This is a genomic window from Alteromonas gracilis (genome assembly GCF_002993325.1).
In the GTDB taxonomy this organism is placed as follows: domain Bacteria; phylum Pseudomonadota; class Gammaproteobacteria; order Enterobacterales; family Alteromonadaceae; genus Alteromonas; species Alteromonas gracilis.
Genome location: NZ_PVNO01000025.1, coordinates 350,345 through 373,583 on the forward strand (window position 1 = coordinate 350,345; position 23,239 = coordinate 373,583).

17 protein-coding genes and 1 other RNA gene are annotated in these 23,239 nt (G+C 43.2%); 7 read left to right on the forward strand and 11 right to left on the reverse strand.

Annotated elements, in window-relative coordinates:
• The first annotated feature begins 102 nt into the window (after window positions 1-102).
• A complete protein-coding gene (locus tag C6Y39_RS10080) occupies window positions 103-2,913 on the forward strand; it encodes a KAP family P-loop NTPase fold protein (RefSeq protein ID WP_105931123.1) in 2,811 nt (936 codons plus the stop codon).
• Window positions 2,914-3,075: 162 nt separating this feature from the next.
• Here C6Y39_RS10080 and C6Y39_RS10085 read toward each other — a convergent pair whose 3' ends face one another.
• Window positions 3,076-3,960: a DUF5677 domain-containing protein gene (locus C6Y39_RS10085; protein WP_105931124.1), complete on the reverse strand. Its 885-nt coding sequence runs from the start codon at window positions 3,958-3,960 to the stop codon at window positions 3,076-3,078.
• A 120-nt stretch (window positions 3,961-4,080) separates the two neighbouring features.
• Between C6Y39_RS10085 and C6Y39_RS10090 the strand changes: the two genes are divergently transcribed.
• Window positions 4,081-4,281, forward strand: coding sequence for a hypothetical protein (locus tag C6Y39_RS10090; protein ID WP_105931125.1), 201 nt, complete (start codon window positions 4,081-4,083; stop codon window positions 4,279-4,281).
• Between the two features lie 430 nt (window positions 4,282-4,711).
• Here C6Y39_RS10090 and C6Y39_RS10100 read toward each other — a convergent pair whose 3' ends face one another.
• From C6Y39_RS10100 to ssrA, 4 genes are all read right to left on the reverse strand, one after another.
• A complete protein-coding gene (locus tag C6Y39_RS10100; protein ID WP_146128601.1) occupies window positions 4,712-5,611 on the reverse strand; it encodes a hypothetical protein in 900 nt (299 codons plus the stop codon).
• Between the two features lie 457 nt (window positions 5,612-6,068).
• Window positions 6,069-6,299: a hypothetical protein gene (locus tag C6Y39_RS10105; protein ID WP_105931128.1), complete on the reverse strand. Its 231-nt coding sequence runs from the start codon at window positions 6,297-6,299 to the stop codon at window positions 6,069-6,071.
• 75 nt (window positions 6,300-6,374) lie between these two features.
• Window positions 6,375-8,012 (reverse strand): tyrosine-type recombinase/integrase, encoded by a 1,638-nt coding sequence (locus tag C6Y39_RS10110; RefSeq protein ID WP_105931129.1) that lies wholly within the window; start codon window positions 8,010-8,012, stop codon window positions 6,375-6,377.
• A gap of 89 nt (window positions 8,013-8,101) precedes the next feature.
• Window positions 8,102-8,460: a transfer-messenger RNA gene (gene ssrA, locus C6Y39_RS10115) on the reverse strand.
• Window positions 8,461-8,843: 383 nt separating this feature from the next.
• Between ssrA and C6Y39_RS10120 the strand changes: the two genes are divergently transcribed.
• Window positions 8,844-10,067 (forward strand): NADH:flavin oxidoreductase/NADH oxidase family protein, encoded by a 1,224-nt coding sequence (locus tag C6Y39_RS10120; protein ID WP_105931130.1) that lies wholly within the window; start codon window positions 8,844-8,846, stop codon window positions 10,065-10,067.
• 109 nt (window positions 10,068-10,176) lie between these two features.
• On the opposite strand, the gene smpB is transcribed toward C6Y39_RS10120, so the two are convergent.
• Window positions 10,177-10,656, reverse strand: coding sequence for an SsrA-binding protein SmpB (gene smpB / locus C6Y39_RS10125; RefSeq protein ID WP_014949307.1), 480 nt, complete (start codon window positions 10,654-10,656; stop codon window positions 10,177-10,179).
• A gap of 145 nt (window positions 10,657-10,801) precedes the next feature.
• Here smpB and C6Y39_RS10130 point away from each other — a divergent pair, with 145 nt between their 5' ends.
• Together C6Y39_RS10130 and C6Y39_RS10135 are read left to right on the forward strand one after the other, a co-directional pair.
• Window positions 10,802-11,233: a type II toxin-antitoxin system RatA family toxin gene (locus tag C6Y39_RS10130; RefSeq protein ID WP_105931131.1), complete on the forward strand. Its 432-nt coding sequence runs from the start codon at window positions 10,802-10,804 to the stop codon at window positions 11,231-11,233.
• Window positions 11,230-11,577, forward strand: coding sequence for an RnfH family protein (locus C6Y39_RS10135; protein ID WP_105931132.1), 348 nt, complete (start codon window positions 11,230-11,232; stop codon window positions 11,575-11,577). Before C6Y39_RS10130 ends, C6Y39_RS10135 begins: the two co-directional genes overlap by 4 nt.
• A 77-nt stretch (window positions 11,578-11,654) precedes the next feature.
• Here the strand turns inward: C6Y39_RS10135 and C6Y39_RS10140 are convergent, their stop codons facing one another.
• Entirely contained in the window at window positions 11,655-12,131 is a 477-nt protein-coding gene (locus C6Y39_RS10140; protein ID WP_105931133.1) for a MarR family winged helix-turn-helix transcriptional regulator, read from the reverse strand.
• Window positions 12,132-12,161: 30 nt separating this feature from the next.
• Window positions 12,162-14,132 carry a BCCT family transporter gene (locus C6Y39_RS10145; RefSeq protein ID WP_105931134.1) on the reverse strand — a complete coding sequence of 657 codons (1,971 nt, stop codon included), beginning with the start codon at window positions 14,130-14,132 and terminating at the stop codon, window positions 12,162-12,164.
• Between the two features lie 465 nt (window positions 14,133-14,597).
• Between C6Y39_RS10145 and C6Y39_RS10150 the strand changes: the two genes are divergently transcribed.
• On the forward strand, window positions 14,598-15,512 hold the full coding sequence (locus tag C6Y39_RS10150; protein ID WP_240618861.1) for a hypothetical protein: 915 nt from the start codon (window positions 14,598-14,600) through the stop codon (window positions 15,510-15,512).
• A gap of 77 nt (window positions 15,513-15,589) precedes the next feature.
• Here C6Y39_RS10150 and ppsR read toward each other — a convergent pair whose 3' ends face one another.
• Window positions 15,590-16,402, reverse strand: coding sequence for a posphoenolpyruvate synthetase regulatory kinase/phosphorylase PpsR (ppsR, locus tag C6Y39_RS10155; protein ID WP_105931135.1), 813 nt, complete (start codon window positions 16,400-16,402; stop codon window positions 15,590-15,592).
• A gap of 272 nt (window positions 16,403-16,674) precedes the next feature.
• Here ppsR and ppsA point away from each other — a divergent pair, with 272 nt between their 5' ends.
• Window positions 16,675-19,047 (forward strand): phosphoenolpyruvate synthase, encoded by a 2,373-nt coding sequence (gene ppsA / locus C6Y39_RS10160; RefSeq protein ID WP_105931136.1) that lies wholly within the window; start codon window positions 16,675-16,677, stop codon window positions 19,045-19,047.
• A gap of 1,114 nt (window positions 19,048-20,161) precedes the next feature.
• Here ppsA and C6Y39_RS10170 read toward each other — a convergent pair.
• Window positions 20,162-22,423, reverse strand: a complete 2,262-nt coding sequence (locus C6Y39_RS10170; RefSeq protein ID WP_105931138.1) for a molybdopterin cofactor-binding domain-containing protein — start codon at window positions 22,421-22,423, stop codon at window positions 20,162-20,164.
• Window positions 22,420-22,926 carry a (2Fe-2S)-binding protein gene (locus tag C6Y39_RS10175; protein ID WP_105931139.1) on the reverse strand — a complete coding sequence of 169 codons (507 nt, stop codon included), beginning with the start codon at window positions 22,924-22,926 and terminating at the stop codon, window positions 22,420-22,422. The genes C6Y39_RS10170 and C6Y39_RS10175 overlap by 4 nt, the downstream gene beginning before the upstream one ends.
• Window positions 22,927-23,239: the final 313 nt, after the last annotated feature.

A 23,239-nucleotide genomic window follows, 5' to 3' on the forward strand; every position in this document is an offset into this window, starting at 1 on the left:
TACTCATTCACATTAGGCGGTCTCACCAATGCTAAATGTTATGTTGGAAACTTCACTCGAAATTCAATAATCCTTCGGTAAAACAACGGAATGTAATGTCATATGGCGGTTACTGATACTGAAATAGAGTGGACTGAAGACAATGTAAAAGAACGTCTTGAGGCCTTATATAAAAAAGACACCATATGGCCTGCAGTTTTAGCCGCCCGAGCAGCTTTGCGCGTTTTTCCTTTGGTTGGCGTAGGAAAGCAATTTGCCTTTTGGGTTAAAAATGAACACGTCACAGTTAAACCTCCATTAAAAGGGCTGAAATATGACCCACAACAAAGTGACAGTTCATCGGTAGTATTGGATAACCGCGCATATTATTTAATGGCGAGCTTTTACGCCAGTCGCCTTGTACTCCAACAGGCAAGTATACCGTATGAGCAGCGAGAGCGGTTAAAACTCTCGTCTGCAACCGCTGCAGTCGCTTCTGCTTTTAGCAGTGCATCTGAAGCTGCCTATGCCGCTTCAGGCACTACTCAAAAAGAATACGATGTCGCTGCAGACGTCGTCGATGCTATCACCCAGGCTGCAGCCGCCGCCAGATCAACCGTAACCATACCCTCTAAGTTCGCTGCCAACGACTCTAGCGAGTCCGCCAGAGAGGCTGCCGAACAAATAGCAACCAAAGCCATGTTTGCTGTTCGCTGCGTTAAGGATGTTGTGGTCAATGTTCATGCGCTCTCTGAAAGCGACTTCATATTTTCACATAATCCTAAAAGTGCTGAAAGTGCAGCTTCCGAAGTCACTCTCGCTTTTTTACATGATCTCAAAGTTGCTGAAAGTGCTGGCTCTACTCTTATTGTAATTAATAGTCCCTTGTGGTCAGACACTTGCCCTAGAGAAATAGAGGAAATCAAAACTAAAAGATTTCAGCCCGCCGTTGAAGCCGTTATTAACGAAATTTCAAGTACTAGCCCAGATAGTGTAAAAGCGTTAACACAGATTTTAGACCGCTACGATAGGTATTTGAGTGGCAATACAACCGATGATGAAAACGGAGAATCGAACGAGACCTTGTACGAGGCATTGAGCAAAGTAAGCTCCGAAGACGTTAATGCTGACAGAGATACCTTGAACCGCGGTGCATTGGTCAACGGACTGGCAAGTATTCTGTGTGATGAAGAGCACACACACCCGCTTACTATCGGATTGATGGGGAACTGGGGAAGCGGTAAATCTCAAGTATTGGCATTATTAAAGAAAGAACTTAAGGACCGTGGCTGTACACAGCCATTTCTGTTCGGTGAATTTAATGCTTGGGCCTATGAGCACGCTAAAAGTAGTCAAGCGGCGATGGCTCACGAAGTGATTTCAGCGTTAACCAGCCATGACAAGTTTCAGACTGTTGACATGAAATGCGATCTTGGCACACGCCTTAAACAGTCAGCGTCGAACCTTTTTCGACAGTTCGGTTGGATAGTGAGTGGCCGGTTTCGTATTATTTATGGTTTTGCCGTAACAAAGCACTTAAATAAAGTTTTACTGTCTATTGGTTGGTTATCACTTTTTGCTATAGCCTCGGCATGGTTAGCGAGGCAGGGCCTTAGCCAAAATCATTTACCCGATTTTTCTAAGCCATTAACCAGCGGTGCGTTAATAGCAATAATAGCTAGCTTGTGGCAGCTTCCTAAACAACTGCGGTATATTATCTCTCAGCCGATGACTAAGGAACTCCTGACCTACATTAAGTTACCGAACTATGCTTCACACATTGGTGAAATCGCCGAAATGCAAAAAGATATACGTCTAATTGCAAAAATCCGCTTGGGGTTTGAGGACGAAGCATGTCACGACTATTTAGGCAAATTTTATAAACCTCGTCGTTTACTCTTTGTAGTCGACGACCTAGACCGCTGTAGTCCTCAGGGAATTGTAAAAACCTTCGAAGCAATTCGACTGGTTCTGCATATACCGCATGTGACCGTAGTGGTGGCAGTTGATCAACGTATTGCGTTGGCAGCGTTAGCACTGCATTACAAGGGAATTGAACCATACCATACTCTGCAGGATGCTCGCGCAATCGCCCGCGACTATCTGGCAAAAGTTATTCAATTGCCTATTGTGGTTAGCGACGGCGACAACGAATCACTAACCGAATTTTTAAGTGATATATGGCTAGAAGAAGACGATAGCAAACGGAATTGGTTAGCACATTTGGTTGAAAACGATGAACATCAAACCCAAGCAGGGCACCAGGAGATAAAGGCTCCTTCTTCGAAACCAGATAGACAAGATGTAGATTCTGATACAGAAGACGAAGGGTTGAGCGAATACGAACTTGCTAAATTGATATTAGAGGCTGAGCCAAAATCAGAGCCTCCAGAACCAGAAGTCCTTAAGGGCTTGAGTGACCACCAAAAAGCAGCACTTTATTACTGGGCAACCCATTTTGGTTTGACTAATGCCAGACAACTGAAACGCTTGGACAATAGCTATAATTTGATTCGGCTAGTGACGCAAGAAGAAGATAAGCTCGCATTAACGCAAAAGGTTGACAGTGTTGACGAGCTACATCTGAAATTCAGCTATGGCTATTTGGTCACACTGATGACACTGGAATTTATAAATGGCATTGAAGTAACCGCATTGCGTGAAAATGCTTCGCGGTTTCTTCGTAAAGGCACTGTTTGTCGATTGAATGGCATGGCCAGTCAGCAACACAAAGCAACGCTTATTGCAGCACGTATTATAATTGAACGCGCAGCCAAACAACTCTACCCACAGACGGAAGCCGAGTTTCGCTTTGAAAAATTGTTGCGCTATGTCGAAAACTTCGCGCTTCCAGCCATTGATGGTTTTGATATTGACACTGAAACCGAAACTGTTTCAAGCCTTCAACCTAAACACGATGGGTTAGCTCAATGAGTTTTAAATCGCTAACTCCCAAAGAGTAGCGTGCTGATAACATTCCGTTTTTGTTACTTGTTACGCTTCTTTGAGGAAAGGCTGCGAGTTGTATTTTTGAAATCTTCTAAGTATATCTGCTTATTTAACGGGTATTTGTATGCTTTGCTTTCGTTCAGTTTCTTATTCGGGAACTGAACCGGTGTCCTGGTGACAGGCTTCAAGAGCTTTCATAATATGCGAGAGTTCGCCTTCTGGGATGTCACACTCAAGAACTTGTCCAATGAACTCTATCGCGTCGAAGACTAAACTGCAGACTGAATGTATGAACATATCAAGATCTTCTAGATGAGGTTCATTTTTAAATGCGCTTACGGTTCCGTCTTCGTTCAGCTCGAAGTGTCCATCCTCAAGAGACTTCGAGTCTGAATGAACCGCAGTGCTACCCATTCGATATTGTAAATCATACATATCGAGTCGATTTGCTTTTCTAGCGTATTGCTCGGTTGTTACTGAGAACTTTTTAAGAGCTTCGTTTTCGCGTCTTCCTTCAAATAGTTCCGGGCGGTGCGTCTTTAATCGTTCAATGAGGTTATATTCCTTTGCTTTACAAGACGCTTCGACTCGTTTAATGAGAACCTTATCTTTAGGACTGTTTCGTCTTAAATAAGATACAAAAGCTCGCCCTTGTCTGATATGGTCTTTTTGTTCGGCTAGGTCGTAGTCGACTATAAATTGAGGGTCGTTCTTTAATGCTCCGAGTTTAAAGAAAGTTTCGAGAGCACACCGATGTTGAGTGTCTGCTTGAACTCTCATTCCTTTCGTAGAGAGTATGACGGCGGCCTGAACAAAGTTAAGTGTACGAGCATACAGAATTGCGCACCATGCGCGCCTTATATCGACGGTTGGCTTTGGAACAGTCATTTCGTATTGGAAAGACCAAGCAATCTTATTCAATCGATAAAAGACGTTGAGGAATTCACCATAATTATTGTTTACGTGAGTAAAAACGCCGAGGGAAGAAACCTCGAAGAATCCTTCTCGCTCAAAATCAGTTAAGTCATCCATGCTTTATTCTCTTTTCGAAACACTATTTGGAAGTGTGATCTTTGCTTATTAATTCAACTGGTCTCCGATTGCGCAATCAGGTATCTTGACACTCGGTGTTTATCTAAACAAGGAAATTATATGCCATCAGTTCACGAATCAGCTTTATATAACGTTATAGTTGCCGCTCAGTCGCTAGGATATGACCTCGACCAACTAATGGAAAAGACTAACGTCGGCATAATCGGAAACGAACCGAACTTTGTCGCTGATACAGCAGATAAACGCAAAGTCATCGAAGCAGTGAATACGGCGATAATCGAAGTTAAAAGTAGCTATTAGAACATACATAGGAGGTCTCTCGACAGACCTCCTTCTTTGGCCTGCCATAGCCTAATTTTCTCAGTTGTGGTTCTTCGTCATTTAACGTTAGCTTCCTTCCAGTTCAAGAATTTATCAAAGGACACGTGTACCCATTCAATCCCGAAGTCGATAGCATCAATATAAGCTTTTATAAACGAGCCGCTGTAACTGCCGTGGTTGTACGTTTGGGTCCTCACGCTGTCATCTCTATGGCCTGTAACATAAAAGGCTTCATTTCGTCTTAGAGGCTGTTCCTTGATAGTTGTTTTATCAAGAAACGAAGTGAACGTATGCCTAAATGAGTGAAATGCAAGTTGATGGGGTAAAACGCCCATCAGTCCTAATAAGCGGTTAAAAGGAAGAGCGGCGTTTACGAACAGATGCGACAGGGAAGTCCTTTAACCATATCCTACCTTTTTACACCGACTGTAGAGGCGCTCAGCGCTTTTATCCGGTTAGTTGAGCGATAAAAGGTATATAGCAGTACAACAAGGAAAAAGCCTATCAGAGAGGGCTCTCGGACCTCGACAGGAGCGTCGAAACTATGCTCCGAAATGAGATAAGCATCTCCACTTCCGCTCAAGCTTGCTAGGCTCCTCCCGTCGACACTCATGTTTGCATCAAAATATACAATTTGGTGGTTATCGAAATAACGAGTCTCAGACACGTATGACATGCCGAACGAGAACTGTAGAGGTGTTTGTCTAAAATACTCTAAGAATGAAGCAGGCGAAGCCGTAGACGGCATTTGAGCGTCTATTTGGTGAACGGTTTGACTAGACCTAACTCCTACCCACGAGCTTAATATGAAGCGTGTCTCTGAATAATTCCCGCTTTCGACGCTTCCTTTATACTGAATATCTTGAATAGAGTTATAACTGCGCTGAACGCTCATTAGACTATCGATCATATCAAGACCTCCGGGCGCAACTGTATCAAAAAAGCTTTCCGTTATTGATGCAATTTCTTGGATTTCATCGGCTTCACTTTGAATGCTTAGTATGGAGTCAAGCAATGTACTCTCTGAATTCAAAGATATTTGATTCGAGCCAACGTTCGTTGTTGTGGAGCGATATCTTGAGTTGCTATCCCAATAATCCACTTGAGTTGAAGAGTCTGTATAACGAGCTGTTAGGTCTGTCGTTAGACTAAATAAAAGGTTAAGCGTTGTGTTAGCTTGAATGACATCATCGAAGTAATCACCTTGCTTAGTTATGTTAAGGTCTTGAACAGAGAAATGTTGGGTAATAAAGCTTGCTGACACATTGTTAGTGACAAGCAAAAGAGTAAGAAGTAAGTATACTCGCACGGTGAATTCCTTTTCGTATTGTAAAGCTCTTAACATCCTCGAACTGCGCCTCAATATCATACGATAAATTTTTTTCAATTGAAAAACAAAGATTTTGCACCCTTTGAGCGACCGTAGAGTAGAGAGCTTGAAGCCCCTGTAGAAAGCATGACACACACTAACTCGTTAACTTGCAACGTATTTGCAAACAAGCTCTGTGTAGAGAGGTAATTGTAAAGCCCTAGGCATAAGGTGGGACGCTGGTGGGTATGCTTTCTTAAAGAAAGCGTTCCATGCGTTCAACCCTTATAGTTAGAAGTTAAAGCTTTCACATTCTACCTTTAATCTTTCCAACTCTCGCCTCACTGAAAACCGTAGATAGATTGGGTGGGCCTTCATAAAGAAATAAATCCTTATTCTTTGCTAAGCTATTGTTTTTTATAGGGGTTGATTTTAATTCTTGCCAAAGAAGCCTGCCTTAGTTGTTTGTAGTTAAGGTAGCTCCACTGTTTGACAAAATTTTCTGCGAAATTAGGCTGTTCTCAAAGTTGGTTTGTTTCATGATGATTTTACTCTGTAACAGAGCGAGTCCGTCTATTACTGATTGAACGTTGTTATTTGAAACAACTGCGCCCTCTAGATAGCTTTTGAGAAGGCAGGTTAGTAATTCCATCTCATCCAGCTTTTGAATGAGCTCTAAATCTTCCATATTTATTTCTCCTTGTTTTCTTCATTACGCTATCAGACTTAGAGCTTTTGAATCACTGTCCTTAGGCACTGATTACTAACGTTCGACTTTTCTAGTCTGAAATTTTTCGTAACTCAGTTGGGAAAACTCAAAACCGAAATCAATCGCGTCTATGTAACTTTTGATTAGAGAAGGGCTGTAACTACCGTGGTTGTATGTTTGCGTTCTAACGCTGTCATCTCTATGCCCTGTAACATAAAAGCTCTCATTTCGCCGTAGAGGCTGCCCTTCAAGAGTTGTTTTATCAAGAAGCGAAGTGAACGTGTGCCTGAATGAATGAAATGCAAGCGGGGTGTTTTTATCGTTTCGCTTCGGGATGCCGGCATACTTAACAAAGGCTTCGTTGTACCATTTAGATATTGTGTTACCCAAACCCTTAGTATCGCTCAAATTTAGGTCGTCGAAGAGTAAGCCCGACTTTCTTTTTCCTATAAACTCAAGCAAGCCAGCATTTAATAAGGCATCCGCAACAGGTATGTTACGCAAAGAGTCCTTAGTCTTTTTTGACTTCGAAAATTGGCTTTTTTTCAGTTCATCTGATTTCCATTCATCGTTAACAGAGAACACCAATACACCATCTTCATAACAAACATCTTGAACTTCTAAAGAAGCAATCTCTGAAATTCTCATGCCTGTGTGAAGCGCAATCAATGGTGCCCAGAAATGATATGATTTAGGGGCTTCTCTATTTCTTAACGTGTTCCCGTATATATAGCTAGAAAAGATCTTGGATATATGCGCCGTATCATACATTGCTCTTTTCTCTACAAACTTAGCGCCTTTCGGTTTAGCTATTTCAAGGTGCTTCGAGAAATCGAGAGAGACATAGTGCCGTTCGTGTAACCATTTGATAAACATTCGAATGTCGGAGAAGTGCTTCTCTAGGCCACCCGCTCCTAAAACAGTTTCACTGTGGCTTACAGATAAATCTAACCACCACTTTGTGACCAATTCTGAATTGGTTGTCGTGACCTCTTTCCTTCGTTTACCAGCATTTTTGGGGAGCTTAGTCATGACATTTACATAATGCTGTATCAATTTGCCGTCGATTTGAGCTGAAGGGTATTCAAAATTAATAATCTCGGCAAACCGAACAAGATTAGACAAAGCTTGCGTGGCTGTCCTAGTGCCCCAACTTTTTCGTTTAAAATTAAAGTAATCGTCTACAAGCTCACCAATAGGATGGCTCTCTATGCTTGCAGGTGAGGTTGTCGTTGAGTGACTCGTCAGTGAGGTAACTAATGCTCTTTCTCTTGACTCTGAAATGCTTAGCTTTCGTTTTAACGCCATAAGCTGCGATTCAGTTAAGTCCAGAGATTCAAATGTTGCGTCTAGATAATTATCCAGTTTACGATAACGAACCTGTGACATTAATTTTGAGATAGAAGGGTCTTTTTCTGTCTCTACGATTCGGGCTACTAACTCTCTAATCGTTCGTTTCACTTCAAAAACGTTAGGTGCTTCAGACACGTTCAACCTTAGACTGTCGCTGTAACTACAAAGAACTCTATAAACTTCGGGCATGACCGTGCTGTAATGCTGAAGTGCAATACGTGGTTCTTTGGTTCGCAATGATATCAAAAGTTGGCGATACGTGTTTTTAGGCTTAGATTGAAGTTCAAAGCGTAAACAGTAAACGCCATGCTTGTTTCTATAGAGGTAGCGGGTTTTCATTTCGTGACACCTTATCGTGACACTACGCTAACTCTACACATATAAAAAAGGTGCAAGTTACTGTTTTATAATAACTTGCACCTCTAAATTGGTGGAGCTGGCGGGATTTGAACCCGCGTCCAGAAAATGTCTACCTTTGGTACTACATGCTTAGTTTGTCATTTATTTAACTGCTTGGAACTCCGACAAACAGGATTTCCTTGCAGCTGGCCTGATACTACTTCGCGGTTCACCCTCAGACAAGGTTCCCTCGCTATCCTACTTGGATGACCTTCCGAATCCCCGCTAGCAGGAAAAGACTAGGGTGGAAGGGCCTATGCCGGTTATTAAGCGGCTAGTGCGTATGTTTCGTCGTTTGCGACTATTTAAATGCGGCTTTTTAAGAGGCAAACCGCTCCTCTGCATGCACCTCCGGCTTCCTAGATCCTGTCGAATCCTAATCAGCCCCGAGTGTGATTGTCAATAATAGCACATTTGCTGAGTGGTTAAATACATTCTTTTGAAAAATTGCTATAAATTTTAAGGGTTTGGCCATAAAACAACCAAAAATAACATTTATCTTTTCAAAAGGTTACGCGGCTTTGTTAAAACGAAGACGCTTCACATCAACGCAGTCTATTACTGAACTTTAGAAGAGATGTGGTCTTTTAGTCATTTTTCAAGTGCTGGTAACGAAAACAAGTGGCAAGAGACGTAATAAGACAGTCATTTTGATTCTTATAGGTCTGATTACTTTAGTTTATTTTTAAGGTAAAAATAGACAAGTAAGGATGCAATTAGCATCAAGAACAATTAAAGTACCACAGCATAATGAAAAGGCTTGTAGTGTAAATGTCTTCAGATTCTATATTGTATTCTCCGTATACTTTGCCCTGTGGCGTAACGGTAAGAAACCGACTTGTAAAAGCTGCCATGGAAGAAAACATGTCGAGCAAGGGAAATATTCCCGGCGAGTCAATTTATTCTCTCTATCGTTACTGGGCTCATGGCCACTTAGGCATGGTGATCACTGGAAATGTCATGGTGGATAAAAGTGCGATGACAGGGCCAGGTGGCGTCGCATTAGAAAAAGACACTGAGCTTACTCCGTTTAAAAAGTGGGCAAAAATTATTAAGTCGAACGGGGCACTGGCAGTGATGCAAATTAACCACCCCGGAAGACAAGTCTTCAAGGCTATGCGCGGAAAAGCCATTGCCCCTTCTGCCGTCCCCCTCGATATGGGTAAGCATTCGAAATTGTTTGCCCAGCCTCGTGAGATGACATGCCAAGATATTCACGATGTCTGCAAACGTTTTGTACAAACGGCGAAGCAAGCCGAGAAAGCAGGATTTGATGGTGTAGAGATACACGCCGCTCACGGTTACTTGCTAACGCAATTTTTGTCGCCGCTTACCAATCAGCGTCAGGACGAGTGGGGCGGGTCTATTATCAATCGCGCACGCTTACTGATAAATATAGTGAGTCAGGTGAGAGCGGTGTGCGCGAAAGACTTCATTGTTATGGTAAAGCTTAACTCCGCTGATTTTCAGAAGAACGGATTCTCATTCGATGATGCCTGTGAAGTAGTAAACAGGTTGGAAGCACTGGGCGTGGATGTGGTTGAGCTATCTGGCGGTAGTTATGAAGCACCGGCTATGCAGGGGCAAACTCGCGACGATACTACGCTTGCGAGAGAAGCATATTTTCTAGAATTTGCTAACGCCTTAGAAAGCAAAACTGATATTCCCCTAATGACAACTGGCGGTATAAAACGGGCGGAAGTCGCAGAGAGGGTTGTGCAACAAGGTTGCGCGTTAGTGGGTTTAGCCAGTGCGCTAGCGGTAACGCCAGACCTTTCGAAAAAATGGCAGCAAGAATGGAGCTATTCGGGCATTATTCCGCATTGTACGTGGAAAGATAAATCCCTCGCCAGCCTGGCCAATATGGCGATGGTACGCCGGCAGTTAAGGCGATTAGGAAATAACCTTACTACCCTTAGAAACCCATCACCGCTGTGGAGTCTAATTCTCGACATGCTTCATCGCAAGAAAATGACTAAACGGGACGTGGGATAAGTGTCACTGAGTACAATTTAGTAAATTGTTTATCGTAGATATTCGGTTTAACACTTAGTCACTGGAAAAATAATGAAAATTTTCTAGCGGCAAAATGAAAAACACAGCGCTAAACGCTGTGTTTCATCATTCTTTCTTTTTGGCGCTGCCAATCTTTGTCTTTAATTGTGTCACGTTTATCGTGAGCATGCTTACCTTTTGCCAAGTGAATTTCTAGCTTCACCCAACACTTTTTCCAATACATAGACGTAGCAACGATTGAATAACCTTGGCGGTCTCGTGCACCCATCAAACGGTCTATTTCACGTTTGTTTAGCAGCAACTTACGTGCCCGCTCTGGCGCTGCGATAACGTGTGTAGATGCTTGATTAAGCGGGCTAATTCGGCAACCTACCAAATACGCTTCGGCATTTTGGATAATAATGTACGCATCGGTAATGTTTACTTTACCGGCACGAATACTTTTAATTTCCCACCCTTGAAGCTCAAGTCCTGCTTCGAACTTGTCCTCTAGGAAATAATCGTGACGCGCTTTTTTGTTCTGCGCGATATTTCCTGTGGTATTTTTGTTGGCTTTATTCTTTTTCATGCTGGCTATTATACTGATTGTTCAAAGGAATGTCTTTAGTTGTCATTGTTATCTTATATTGGGGCGTTTGGTTCAAAACCGAATACAAGCGATGCAATTTTTCTGTGATACAATGCCGATAAGAGTTTTAATAATAGTGGAATCAATGCCAAGTATTCATAGAAGCGCGCTAGTAGCACACAGCGCAGAAGCCATGTTTAACTTAGTCAACGATGTAGCTTCCTATCCCGAGTTTTTGCCAGGTTGCGCAGACAGTAAAGTTCTCGACACATCTGCCAAAAATATGAATGCGTCTTTGTTAGTCGCGAAAGCGGGGATTAAGCAGTGGTTTACAACCCATAACGTGTTAGAGCCTGGTAAGAGTATTCAAATGCAGTTGGTCGATGGACCATTCCGCTCACTTACGGGAGGGTGGACTTTCTCTGCGCTCTCAGAAGAAGCCTGTAAAATTGAACTTAACTTAGAATTTGAATTCAGTAATAAACTAGCGGAAATGGCGTTTGGCAAGGTGTTCAATAGCTTAGCAAGTAGTATGGTGACAGCGTTTACCGAGCGGGCTAGGAGTGTTTACGCATGAGTAATAAACTCATCAACATTGAAGTAGCATACGCGTTACCAACGAAGCAAACGATAGTTGATGTTGCAATTCACGAAAATGCAACCGTTGAAGAAGCAATTAATGCGTCGAATATTACTGAGCAGTTTCCAGAGATTGATTTAAAAGCAACCAAAGTGGGTATTTGGAGCAGAGTTGTTAAACTGCGAGATACGCTGATAGATGGCGACAGGATTGAAATTTATCGCCCACTCATTGCGGATCCAAAAGAAATCCGAAAACGTCGAGCTGAAAAAGCAAAAGAAGAAGGGCGCGCAGATAAAATTACGGGTGGAAAGGTGAACCCGCTTAAAGCCAAGTCGTGAATCTATTTACGTAATAGCGATCACTTAATCATAAAAATGGCCTACAAAAAGAAGGCCATTTTTAAATAAGAAGCATGCTAGTTTTTTTCCGAGATACTTCCCAACTCCAAGAACGGAGATGCATCGATGTCTTCTGCGTCCATCATACTTGCTATTCGTTGGACGGTCGCCACCATCTGGCTTTGTTCCCACTCTTTTAGCTGCGAGAAACGCTCAACAAAGTGCTCTTGTAGAGGACGAGGGGCGTCAACAACAGCTACTTTACCCCTCTCTGTAAGATAAACGCCAACTTTACGTTTATCTTGTGTACTTCTGATGCGCGTGGCTAAATCTCGTGATTCCAATCTATCTAAGATATTAGTGATGGTTGCGGGGCTTAAATTAATATTTTCCGCTATTTCACGAACCATGATACCAGGACGCTCTTCAATATTTTGCATGACTAGAAGCTGTGGGCCGGTAAGACCCACATGTTTGCTTAGCTGCTTGCTGCGTAGATCTACAGCGCGAATAACGCGCCGTAGTGCTACTAATAGTTCTTCTTCTTTTCGCATTATACTTCCAACGATCAAGCAACCTTATGGTTACTTAAGCAAGTGAATAAAATGTTGGTGCTTGTGATAGTGATCGATCACGTCATTGATGACCGAAATCTTAGACCAGCCCATAATATCATAGTTTTGGCCACCCTCAGACAAATGCACCTCGGCGCGATAGTACGTCGCCTTTTTATTTTCGTCTAGTTCAGATGTTTCACTTGGGCCAAATTCAGGCTGTTCTGTTGGCATCAGATAAACAGCATAAACAAACTCAGGATCGTTCCCCATATCAACCGTTAATATGAGCGCCTCTTCGTTGTCTTCTATGTTTATTTCGAACTGCTGCGTTTTAAACTCGTCGCCTACCTCGGTGAGTGCTGGCTTAACTACTTTATTAACATAACGACGCACCGCACTTTCGTCAGGAAAAGACACTATGTTTTCTAACCTATCTTTCCAGTTTTTATCTGAATCGTTGTGCTGAGGCGTACCTGCCATTACTTGTAAGCTCTCCCGTTTATACGCTTCAATTCTCAAGGCTTTAAGCAAGCCAAATATCGAAATAAGCAAAACAATCGCAAAAGGTAAGGCAGCGGCTATCGTCATTGTTTGCAATGCACCCAGCCCACCGGCGTAAAGCAGCACTGAACTCACTACACCTACTCCTACGGCCCAATAAACTCGCTGCCATAGCGGCGTATTATTCTCACCATGAGAGCAGAGCATATCTACAACCATTGCACCTGAGTCACAAGATGTAACAAAGAATACGATTACCATAAGAACTGCGATAAAGCTAAGCAACGATGAAAACGGGAACTGTTCTAAAAAGACAAAAAGCGCTACAGATGTATCTTCGTTAACCATTTGGGCTAGAACGTCTTTACCCTGAACTAGTACTTGATCGATTGCGGCATTACCGAAAACCGTCATCCAAAAGAGCGTGAATGCCGAGGGTATTAGAAGTACACCCAACACAAACTCTCGAATAGTTCGACCGTAAGAGATTCGCGCGATAAATAGCCCTACAAATGGTGCCCAGGCTAACCACCATCCCCAATAGAATATGGTCCAACCGCCAATCCAATCTGTTTTTTCGTACGCAAACAAATTGAAGGTATTACGAACTATATCAGATAGGTAAGCACCAGTGTTTTGCATAAAGGCTTGAAGTAAAAATACCGTGGGGCCCAATACCAAAACAATCAGGAGCAATATTATCGCCAGTATCATATTGGTTTCTGATAGGCGGCGAATGCCTTTCTCTAAGCCCGTAGTAACTGAAATCACGGCAAGACCAACCACGCCAGCCATGATAGCTATTTGAACGCCAGTGTTCGACGGCAATCCAAATAAATAGTTAAAGCCAGCGTTTACCTGAGATGCACCAAAGCCCAATGAGGTAGATACACCAAATACCGTTGATGTTACCGCAAAGATATCAACAACGTGACCAGGCCAGCCGTAAATCCGGTCGCCAATTAGAGGATAAAGCGCAGATCGCAGAGTTAGTGGTAAGTTTTGGCGATAAGCGAAGTAACCCAAGATTAATGCTACTACGGCATATATTGCCCATGCGTGAACACCCCAGTGGAAAAAGGTCGTTTTCATCGCCTCACGCACCGCGTCAATACTTTCAGCTTGCGCAGTAGGAGGTGCTAAAAAGTGCATTAAGGGTTCTGCGACACCGAAAAACATCAAGCCAATACCCATGCCAGCAGCAAACAGCATGCTAAGCCATGTACCGAAACCGAACTCTGGTGTGGCATGGTCTGGGCCTAACTTAATTTCTCCATAGCGAGACATGCCCAAAAAGACTACGAAAACCACGATGACTGCAACAGTAAACACGTAAAACCAACTCCCGTTGGTCACAATCACACTTTGCAAGTTTTGAAAGAGAGCATCCGCTGTTTCCGGAGTGCCTGCAGCAAAAATAAGTAAACAGAGGATCAATGCTGATGATGATAAAAACACCGGTTTGTTAAGAGGGGATTTCTTTTCGTTTTCGCTCACGCAGTAATTTCCTTTCACCTTTAATATTAATTATCAGTAATACGGTGAAATATACCGCATGGAGCATTTTTTATAAATATCAAATGAAATAATTAGCTTTGTATGTATTTATTTTGAAGAGAGTGTTTACTTCATCCTTGTCGGCCATTAAAAGCTCATAAAAATAAACTTAACGCTAGCCTTTAAAGACTTTGGATTAAAGTCTAACCGTTAGACTAGTAATTATATTTCTATTTTGCATTTTTATATATGTTCGTTTTAATAAGTGTTTTAACTAAACGCTTGCAAAAAATAAAAACTAATGGAGGAAATACACATAGATACGAAGAACTCAGCTTAACTTTGCAATTGTCGCTGCACTGGATACCACTCCTCTGGCCACGCGAGAATCAAAAGCGCGCGCTAACTACTACAAAAAGGGTTTTTAACATATACTTCATACAAAATAAAAGCAGTGCCCTAGTAATGATAAAAACCCCATCACTCAGCATTTTATTATTCTTTACGTTTTTTCTATTTCATATAAACGCCGCATCACAAGATATCCAGCCACTTTGTGAAGAAAGTGCTGACGAGTGTTTAGCGAAGATAAGCGCACAGCAAAGCTATTTAGATGAGAACACACCTCCATGGTGGGCGCTTCAAGTGAGAAGGCTTGATATCTTATTTAACGTTCAACGTTTCGATGAGCTTTATGGTCTTCTAAGGCCTTGGCTTGAAAATACTAACTCTAAAGTGTTACCAGAGTACAAGCCCGTAGTGTCTTTATTTTTTGGTAAGTGGTTAAGAGCCAACGGACGAGAAAACGAGGCAATTGTAGCACTCACTGAGGCTTTAACGGGGCTAAAAGCGCAGTATGAAAAAATGCCGTCTCCTGAAGTGGGTACACGAGTTTTAAATCTTCTTGGTGTGCTTGGTAAAACAAAAGAAGCGCAGGATTTTGCCGTCCGACTTGAAGGTGAAGACTATGATGCGCCCATTTTCTACAAAGAAATTTTTGCTGAACTAGGGCATTTAGCATTAAGAGAAGGCGACAATGCGAAGCATATTGAGTATCGCATTAAATCGTTACATTGGGCTTTGAAGCTACCCAATCTACAGCAGCAAGCTGTCGCCTACAGCAATTACGCTGTGGCGCTTCGCAATAACGAAAATTACGAAGAGGCCGAGAAAGCTTTTCTAAAAGGTTTAGCCTGTGCCAAGCAAGCGAAGGATGTTGCCCAAGTTAACAGTATTAAGTTACGTATAGCGGAAAACGCAACGCTTGATAATGATGCTGAAAAAGCAAGACATTGGCTTAAGCGGGTATCTGTAGAAGGGCTTCCACCCTTACAGCTTGCACGCTACAGAAAGTTGGTCAGAGAAAACGCTCCGAATTAATTTTTGAGTCTTATTCAGTTAAATGCAGGCAATAGAAATATAGTGCAACGCTTTTGTTATTACCTGCATCTAGCTTGCTAATACTTTCTACGCTTAAGACCCGTTTCAGCCAATATCTTTGCCGAAATTTCTTCAATCGAATACTTAGTGCTGTTTAAAAACGGAATTTTTTCCTTTCTGTATAAGTTTTCAACCTCTCGAAGCTCCATTCTACATTGTGGTAACGACGCATATTTACTGTTTGCACGACGCTCTGAACGTATTTGATGAAGTCTATCGGCCGCAATGGTCAATCCAAAAAGTTTATGCTTAAACCGGCGTAACGCAGGGGGAAGTTTCAGCATGTCGCCCATATCTTCTTCGGTAAACGGATAGTTTGCTGCTTTTATTCCGTATTGAAGGGCCAGATAAAGGCTCGTTGGGGTTTTTCCAGAGCGAGAAACGCCAGTAAGTATGATGTCGGCTTCATCGTAATCCTTGAGGTTAGAGCCATCATCATTGGCCAGCGCATAGTTTACCGCCTCTATTCTGATGTCGTAGGTGGTTTCATGAATACTGTGTGTGCGATGCTTTTCAGGTTTAGAAGGTACACCCAACACTTTTTCGAGGGGAGCCACAAATTGGTCTAGGAAATTGTAGTTAATACCCACAGACTTAGAGATAATCTTGCGTACATCTACATTCACAATTGTATAAAAAACGAGCGGCCTCTCTCCGGTGTCTTGAAAACTTTCAGAAATTTGCTGCAAAACTTTATGAGCTTGTTCTTCAGTTTCAACGAAAGGGATGGTGTTGTGATTAAAAGAAACAGGGAAGAGTGAAAGCAGGGCGTGGCCGAAGACCTCTGCTGTAATGGCGGTACCATCTGATATATAAAAAGCTGTGCGCACAACAATTCCTTAACATTGGTGTAATTTAATTACAAAATTAATAAAGGGTTTACATTCCGAATTCCCCCATTCTAAGATGATTTCGTCGAAAAGCTACACGGTTCTTGTGAATGGCGACAAATTACAATCTATTTGCCGTCAAACTGAATGAACATGGGTAACGGTGGGATTCACCACTAATCGACGAGAATTTGATGTGTTTCAGGTAATAAAAAGCACAAACCTGAAACTTACCTCATACCCTACACATAAAAAAGCTGGAGGCTTGGGCTGTGCAAGAATACGTACTTTGGTATCAAGAACTGGGCATGCATGATGTGGGTCGCGTAGGCGGCAAAAATGCATCATTAGGCGAGATGATTTCAAACCTGGCTAACGCCGGAGTGCAGGTGCCGGGTGGCTTTGCAACTACCGCTGAAGCATTCAATGAGTTTCTAGAGCAAAGTGGTCTAGAAGCAAGGATCCATGAAGTACTAGACTCGCTTGATGTCGACGATGTGAACGCACTGTCTGAAGCGGGCAAGAACATTCGTCAATGGATCATCGACACGCCTTTTCAAGGAAAGCTAGAAGAAGAAATCAAAACTGCGTTTGTGACGCTTCAGGGCGATGCGGGCGAAGAAGCGTCATTTGCTGTACGTTCTTCTGCGACTGCTGAAGATATGCCGGATGCGTCGTTCGCTGGTCAACAAGAAACTTTCCTTAACGTTAAAGGTTATGAAGCTGTGCTTGTGGCGATAAAGCACGTGTTCGCATCACTTTTCAATGACCGCGCCATTTCTTACCGCGTACACCAAGGTTACGACCACAAAGGCGTAGCGCTATCTGCAGGTATTCAGCGTATGGTGCGCAGTGATATCGCGTCGTCAGGTGTTATGTTTACTATTGATACAGAGTCTGGTTTTGAAGACGTTGTATTCATTACCAGCTCATTTGGTTTAGGCGAAATGGTAGTGCAGGGTGCGGTTAATCCTGACGAATTTTACGTACACAAGCCAACCTTAGATAAAGGGTTACCGGCAATTGTTCGTCGTAACCTGGGTAGCAAGCTTACCAAAATGGTGTATTCAGACGATGAAGCACACGGTAAGCAAGTGTCTATCGTTGATATTGATGTTGCTGATAGCAAAACGTTCTCATTGACTGACGATGAAGTAATGGAGCTAGCGAAGCAGGCACAAATTATTGAAAACCACTACAAGCGTCCGATGGACATTGAGTGGGCTAAAGATGGCGCAGACGGCAAACTTTACATCGTTCAGGCGCGTCCAGAGACGGTACGCAGCCGTGAAGACTCGCAAAGCATAGAGCGTTTCCAGCTTAAAGGTCAAAGCAACATCGTGTGTGAAGGCCGTGCAATTGGTCACAAGATTGGCGCAGGCGTAGCCAAAGTACTCGATTCAATTGAAGAGATGGACAAAATCCAGGCAGGTGATGTACTGGTAACTGACATGACAGACCCTGATTGGGAACCTATCATGAAAAAAGCGTCTGCCATTGTTACCAACCGAGGTGGCCGTACTTGTCACGCGGCAATCATCGCTCGTGAACTTGGCATACCAGCGGTTGTTGGTTGCGGTAACGCGACTGATAGCATTCAAAACGGCGACAAGATAACTGTGTCTTGTGCTGAAGGTGATACCGGCTTTATCTATGGTGATGAGCTTGAGTTCGATGTTGTGACATCACGCATTGATGCGATGCCAGACCTACCGCTTAAAGTAATGATGAACGTGGGTAACCCAGATCGCGCGTTTGATTTCGCTCGCTTACCCAATGCTGGTGTTGGTCTTGCTCGCCTTGAATTTATTATCAACCGAATGATTGGTGTGCACCCTAAAGCGCTACTTAATTTCGACAGTCAGCCGGAAGAGTTGAAAGAAGAAATTAACGACATGATAGCGGGCTACGAATCGCCTACAGAATACTATATTGAGAAATTGGTAGAAGGTATTTCAACTATTGGTGCGGCATTCTCGCCAGAGAAAGTCATTGTTCGTATGTCAGATTTCAAATCGAACGAATATTTCAACTTGGTTGGTGGTTACCAGTACGAACCCGATGAAGAAAATCCAATGCTGGGCTTTCGTGGTGCAAGCCGTTATATCTCCGAAGACTTCCGCGATTGTTTTGCACTAGAGTGTGAGGCTATCAAGCGCGTTCGTAATAAAATGGGTTTAACTAACGTTGAGATCATGATCCCGTTTGTTCGCACTTTAGAGGAAGGCCGTAAGGTTATCGAGCTACTAGAAGAGCAGGGGCTTAAGAAAGGTGAAGATGGTCTTCGCGTTATTATGATGTGTGAACTACCATCGAACGCGCTACTTGCCGACCAGTTCCTAGACATCTTTGATGGCTTCTCAATTGGCTCTAACGACTTAACACAGCTAACGCTAGGGTTAGACCGAGACAGTGGCTTAATTGCTCACTTGTTTGATGAACGTGATGAGGCAGTAAAAGCATTACTTTCAATGGCAATTCAAGCAGCGAAGAAACGTGGCAAGTACGTAGGTATTTGTGGTCAAGGACCGTCTGATCACGAAGATTTCGCAGCGTGGTTGGTAGATGAAGGTATCGACTCGGTATCACTCAACCCAGACACGGTTGTAGAGACATGGCTATATCTTGCTGAAAAGCACGGTTAATAGCGTAACGTTATGGCTCTTAGCTTAATAAGTGTTTAGTTAGCGATTTTTCTAACATCAGAGCCAGCTATAACGTTTTTTAAAAGAGACCTTTGGGTCTCTTTTTTATTGGTTATTACTGAATATATTGCCGATATAGTATGGTTATATGCCAGTGGTACATTCCTTAAAAAAACAGTGGTTATTTCGCAAAAGTATGTGTTTTTGCCCATTGATTACATGACTTTATGTAATAAAAAATGTAATATTACATAGTGACTTTCACATTGAATCTTAGATTAATAATTAACTTGGTTGAACTCTTATGGCACATAATGACAGCACAGTTTCAGTAAACACCTCTGAAGAGAATGTTATGCAATCACGCTCTGCAGTAGAGCAGCTGGCGGAAGCGCAAAAAGAAATTAACGAACTAAAAATGCAGTTGATGTGGATGGAACGCAACTACGAATAAATACTGAGTTGATGTGCTCGGGCTCAATGAGTCCGAGTTTTATTGTTTATTAGAAACTATAACATGAAAGTTTTCATGTTTACTTTCATATTCTGAAGCTTATCTACAAAGCATTGTGTTTCTTTCGCATTGCCTTTAATGTGCTAATGTAATTACGTAACGTTAGCAGTATTTTAGGCGCAGGAGAGGAAACAAAATGGCTTATCGATTCAAGTTTTTTGCTCAGCCTGTAATCAGTAATGTAAGGACCCTTTGTGAAGCAGCGCTAGTAGAATTCACAATCGGCCTAATATGCGCAGTTTTTGCTTACGCAAGTTATGGTATTTTTATTCATCTTTTCGTTGCGTGCGTCATCATATCCGCCGCATGTTTCTGCCTGAGCATCTACAACCTTTGTTGCCTTTTCTCTCATCCTTAAAAGCCTTCAATTAACCACTGAATCGTTTGATTAAAATTGGGGTTTACTATTACGGTTAAAACAAGGGAATTAACTCAGGCCAAAGTTACACTTGAAGCTGAGGATGTCACATAAGTACATTCATAAAAAAGGGTAAACACATGTTGTGTTTACCCTTTTTTGATGCATTACACGCACCGCTTTGCAGTTAATTTTCAGTGCTGGTAATGACTCGTTTTTTTAGGCCATTAGTACTTTTATCATTAGGCTTTTAGTTGGTTTCCGATAGGTAACTGACGAATACGCTTACCACATGCTGCAAATATAGCGTTACAAAGTGCTGGCGCGTATACCGGTGTTGCCGGTTCGCCTACACCAGCAGGCGGTGCATCGCTTTCAACTATTTCTACTTCAACGTCTAACGGTGAGTCACTCATGCGCGGTACACGATAGTTGTGGAAGTTACTTTGCTGTACGCGGCCTTTATCGAAGGTAATACCGTCACTGATAGCAGTAGTGATACCGTACACCGAACCACCTTGGGTTTGATTTTTGACGGTATCAGTGTTCACCACTGTACCAGCATCGATGGCAACCCAAGACTTAATAACGTTAAGATCGCCAGCCTCAGACACTTCTACTTCGACCACAGTGGCTACATAGGTCAAGAAACTGCGGTGTGCGGCAATACCTAAGCCGCGCCCTTTAGGCATCTCTCGACCCCAGCCAGCCATGTCAGACACTTTTTCGATAACGTTACGCAGGCGGCCTGTGTCTAGTGGATAGACCGACTTATCGCCCCAATAGTTGTTGTACTCGGCTTTTTGTTCAGTAACATCCAAAATTCTGTCAGGGCCGATGACTTCTAACAAGTAGTCTTTCGAATCTTTGCCTGCTTTGTGCGCCGCTTCATTAATAAACGACTGAACCGCAAAGGCATGGAAGATGTTTGATACGGAACGCATCCATCCTATACGCGCTTTAGCGGGGGCTTCACCGCGTTCTAGCTTCATGTTTGGCGTAAGAATAGGGTTGTCTGTAAAGCCCAAATCTAGTTCAAAGCTAAACGGCGCGTTAGCACCCTCTTGAAAGGTAGAGGCAATCGGTGAAAACGCCGTTCTGTGAAGATAAGCGTCAATTTTGCCGTTTTCATCGAGGGCTGCTTCAACATGCTGAGCAGAGACTGCATGATAGAAACCGTGCTGAATATCATCTTCACGGGTCCATTGAACGCGAATTGGTTTACCTGTTTTCATTGAAAGGTATGCTGCTTCAGCAGAGAAATCAGGTTTAGACTTACGCCCGAATGCACCGCCTAACATGGTAACGTGGACGTTGATTTTCTCTTTGTCCATGCCAACCATGGCGCCTACTGTTTCCATGTCAGCCTGTGGGTTTTGCGTTGCGGCCCACACGTCTACGCGGTCTTTGTGGTACATTGCTGTAGCGCACGGTGGCTCCATCGGCGCTTGAGCAAGATGCGGCACATAGTAGTCAGCAACAAGCTTGTCGCTGGCTTTTTCTAAAACACTTAGCGCATCACCTTTTTCTCTTACAAGGGCCTGGGGGGCATTTACCGTGTTAAGCAGCTGCTCTTTAAAGCTTTCTGAATTATAGTCGCCGTTTGCTCCGTCATCCCAGGTTACTTCTAGCGCTTTGCGGCCCTGCCACGCAGCCCATGTATTGTTAGCAATGACGGCTATGCCACCTTTCGGTTGGAACTGAGGCGCACCTTTAGGCGCAGGCATTTCAATAACGTCAACGACACCTTTTACTGCTTTTGCTTTTTCTGCGTTAAAGCTTTTTACCTTACCGCCTACTACAGGTGGGCGCTCAATGATTGCAACAAGCGCTTTAGGTTCACGAACATCAGCTGCAAACGTGGCTTTGCCGGTAACAATATCTTGAAGGTCGATATGCGCCATACCTGTGTTGATATAACGCCACTCTTTTCTGTCTTTAAGCTTCAGCTTATCTGCTTCTGGCGGCGTAATGGTAAGCGCATCGTCGATTAAGTCTTTATAGGCCAGGGTTTTACCTGATGTGTGTGTGACAACATGCTGCGCGGCAACACAGGTATTTGGCTCAACACCCCAGCGTTTTGCTGCAGCGTGTTGCATCATATAGCGTACGCTTGCGCCCATTTCACGTAAACGCTGCATATTAAAGCGAATACTGCGCGAGCCATCCGTGTTTTGGTCACCGTATTTAGGGTCGCCTTTACCTTGTATAATAATTACTTTTTCCCAGGACGCTTCCATTTCGTCTGCGACAATTTGTGCTATTGCTGTGCGGATCTGCTGGCCCATCTCACTGCGGTGACAGGTCACTTCAACCATACCGTCAGGGCGAAGTGCAATAAATAAGTTTGCACGTTTTGCATTTTCAGCTGGTTTCGCTAAAACGCCAGCCATCGCACGTGGCGCGCTGCCTACGAAATAAGTGCCAAGAACCAAAGCGCCTGCCGCTGCTGTGGATTTCAAAAAGCTACGGCGATTCATATCAAAATAAGTATTCTCGCTCATGCTTCTTCTCCCGCTTGGCTTGGGTCAAAGTAGCCTACGCCTGCACTGCCGGTCATTGATTTCGATGCTGATTTGATAGCTTTGTGAATGCGGGGGTAGGTACCGCAACGGCAGATGTTGCCAGACATATTCTGGACAATTTCCTCATCGCTAGGCGTTGGATTGGTAGATAATAGGCTGGCTGCCTGCATAATTTGGCCGCATTGGCAGAATCCACACTGGGGTACTTTATGTTCTACCCATGCCTTTTGAACCGGATGGTCGCCGTTTTCACTGAGCCCTTCGATAGTCGTAATCTCTTTGCCTTGAACTGTAGATACTGGCATTACGCAAGAGCGCTGCGCTACGCCATCGATGTGTACAGTACAAGCCCCGCACTGTGCCATACCACAGCCAAACTTAGGTCCTGTAAGATTTAATTCGTCACGAAGGTACCACAACACTGGTGTTGATGGGTCACCAGAAAATTCGTGTTTGTTACCATTAACGGTAAACGTGATCATGATCTTGTCTCCATAGGTAAGCGAAAGATATGACCTGACCAGATTAACTAAATATGGTCTACCCAAACAGTGCAGCGTCGCTATGCGCTTTACACAGTGTCATATCTATACGGTTACATTGCCTGATGATACGAGCTATCTAAGATGCAGAGCATGCTGAGATATATGCCACTACTATTATTGTTAAAGGCTTCGTAATTAATACTTTAGTTTACGTTAACACGCATTGTATTTTTACGCATTTACATAAGTTTAGTTGCCAACGTGGTGCGACAAAATAGAAAAAAATCTGGGTGATTTTAAACCTTTAGCT

Bases quoted from the DNA above. Each gene is read 5' to 3' on its own strand.
- C6Y39_RS10080 (WP_105931123.1), top strand. From the start codon at position 103: ATGGCGGTTACTGATACTGAAATAGAGTGGACTGAAGACAATGTAAAA.
- C6Y39_RS10085 (WP_105931124.1), bottom strand. From the start codon at position 3,960: ATGGATGACTTAACTGATTTTGAGCGAGAAGGATTCTTCGAGGTTTCT.
- C6Y39_RS10090 (WP_105931125.1), top strand. From the start codon at position 4,081: ATGCCATCAGTTCACGAATCAGCTTTATATAACGTTATAGTTGCCGCT.
- C6Y39_RS10105 (WP_105931128.1), bottom strand. From the start codon at position 6,299: ATGGAAGATTTAGAGCTCATTCAAAAGCTGGATGAGATGGAATTACTA.
- C6Y39_RS10110 (WP_105931129.1), bottom strand. From the start codon at position 8,012: ATGAAAACCCGCTACCTCTATAGAAACAAGCATGGCGTTTACTGTTTA.
- C6Y39_RS10120 (WP_105931130.1), top strand. From the start codon at position 8,844: ATGTCTTCAGATTCTATATTGTATTCTCCGTATACTTTGCCCTGTGGC.
- smpB (WP_014949307.1), bottom strand. From the start codon at position 10,656: ATGAAAAAGAATAAAGCCAACAAAAATACCACAGGAAATATCGCGCAG.
- C6Y39_RS10130 (WP_105931131.1), top strand. From the start codon at position 10,802: ATGCCAAGTATTCATAGAAGCGCGCTAGTAGCACACAGCGCAGAAGCC.
- C6Y39_RS10135 (WP_105931132.1), top strand. From the start codon at position 11,230: ATGAGTAATAAACTCATCAACATTGAAGTAGCATACGCGTTACCAACG.
- C6Y39_RS10140 (WP_105931133.1), bottom strand. From the start codon at position 12,131: ATGCGAAAAGAAGAAGAACTATTAGTAGCACTACGGCGCGTTATTCGC.
- C6Y39_RS10150 (WP_240618861.1), top strand. From the start codon at position 14,598: ATGATAAAAACCCCATCACTCAGCATTTTATTATTCTTTACGTTTTTT.
- C6Y39_RS10170 (WP_105931138.1), bottom strand. From the start codon at position 22,423: ATGAGCGAGAATACTTATTTTGATATGAATCGCCGTAGCTTTTTGAAA.
- C6Y39_RS10175 (WP_105931139.1), bottom strand. From the start codon at position 22,926: ATGATCACGTTTACCGTTAATGGTAACAAACACGAATTTTCTGGTGAC.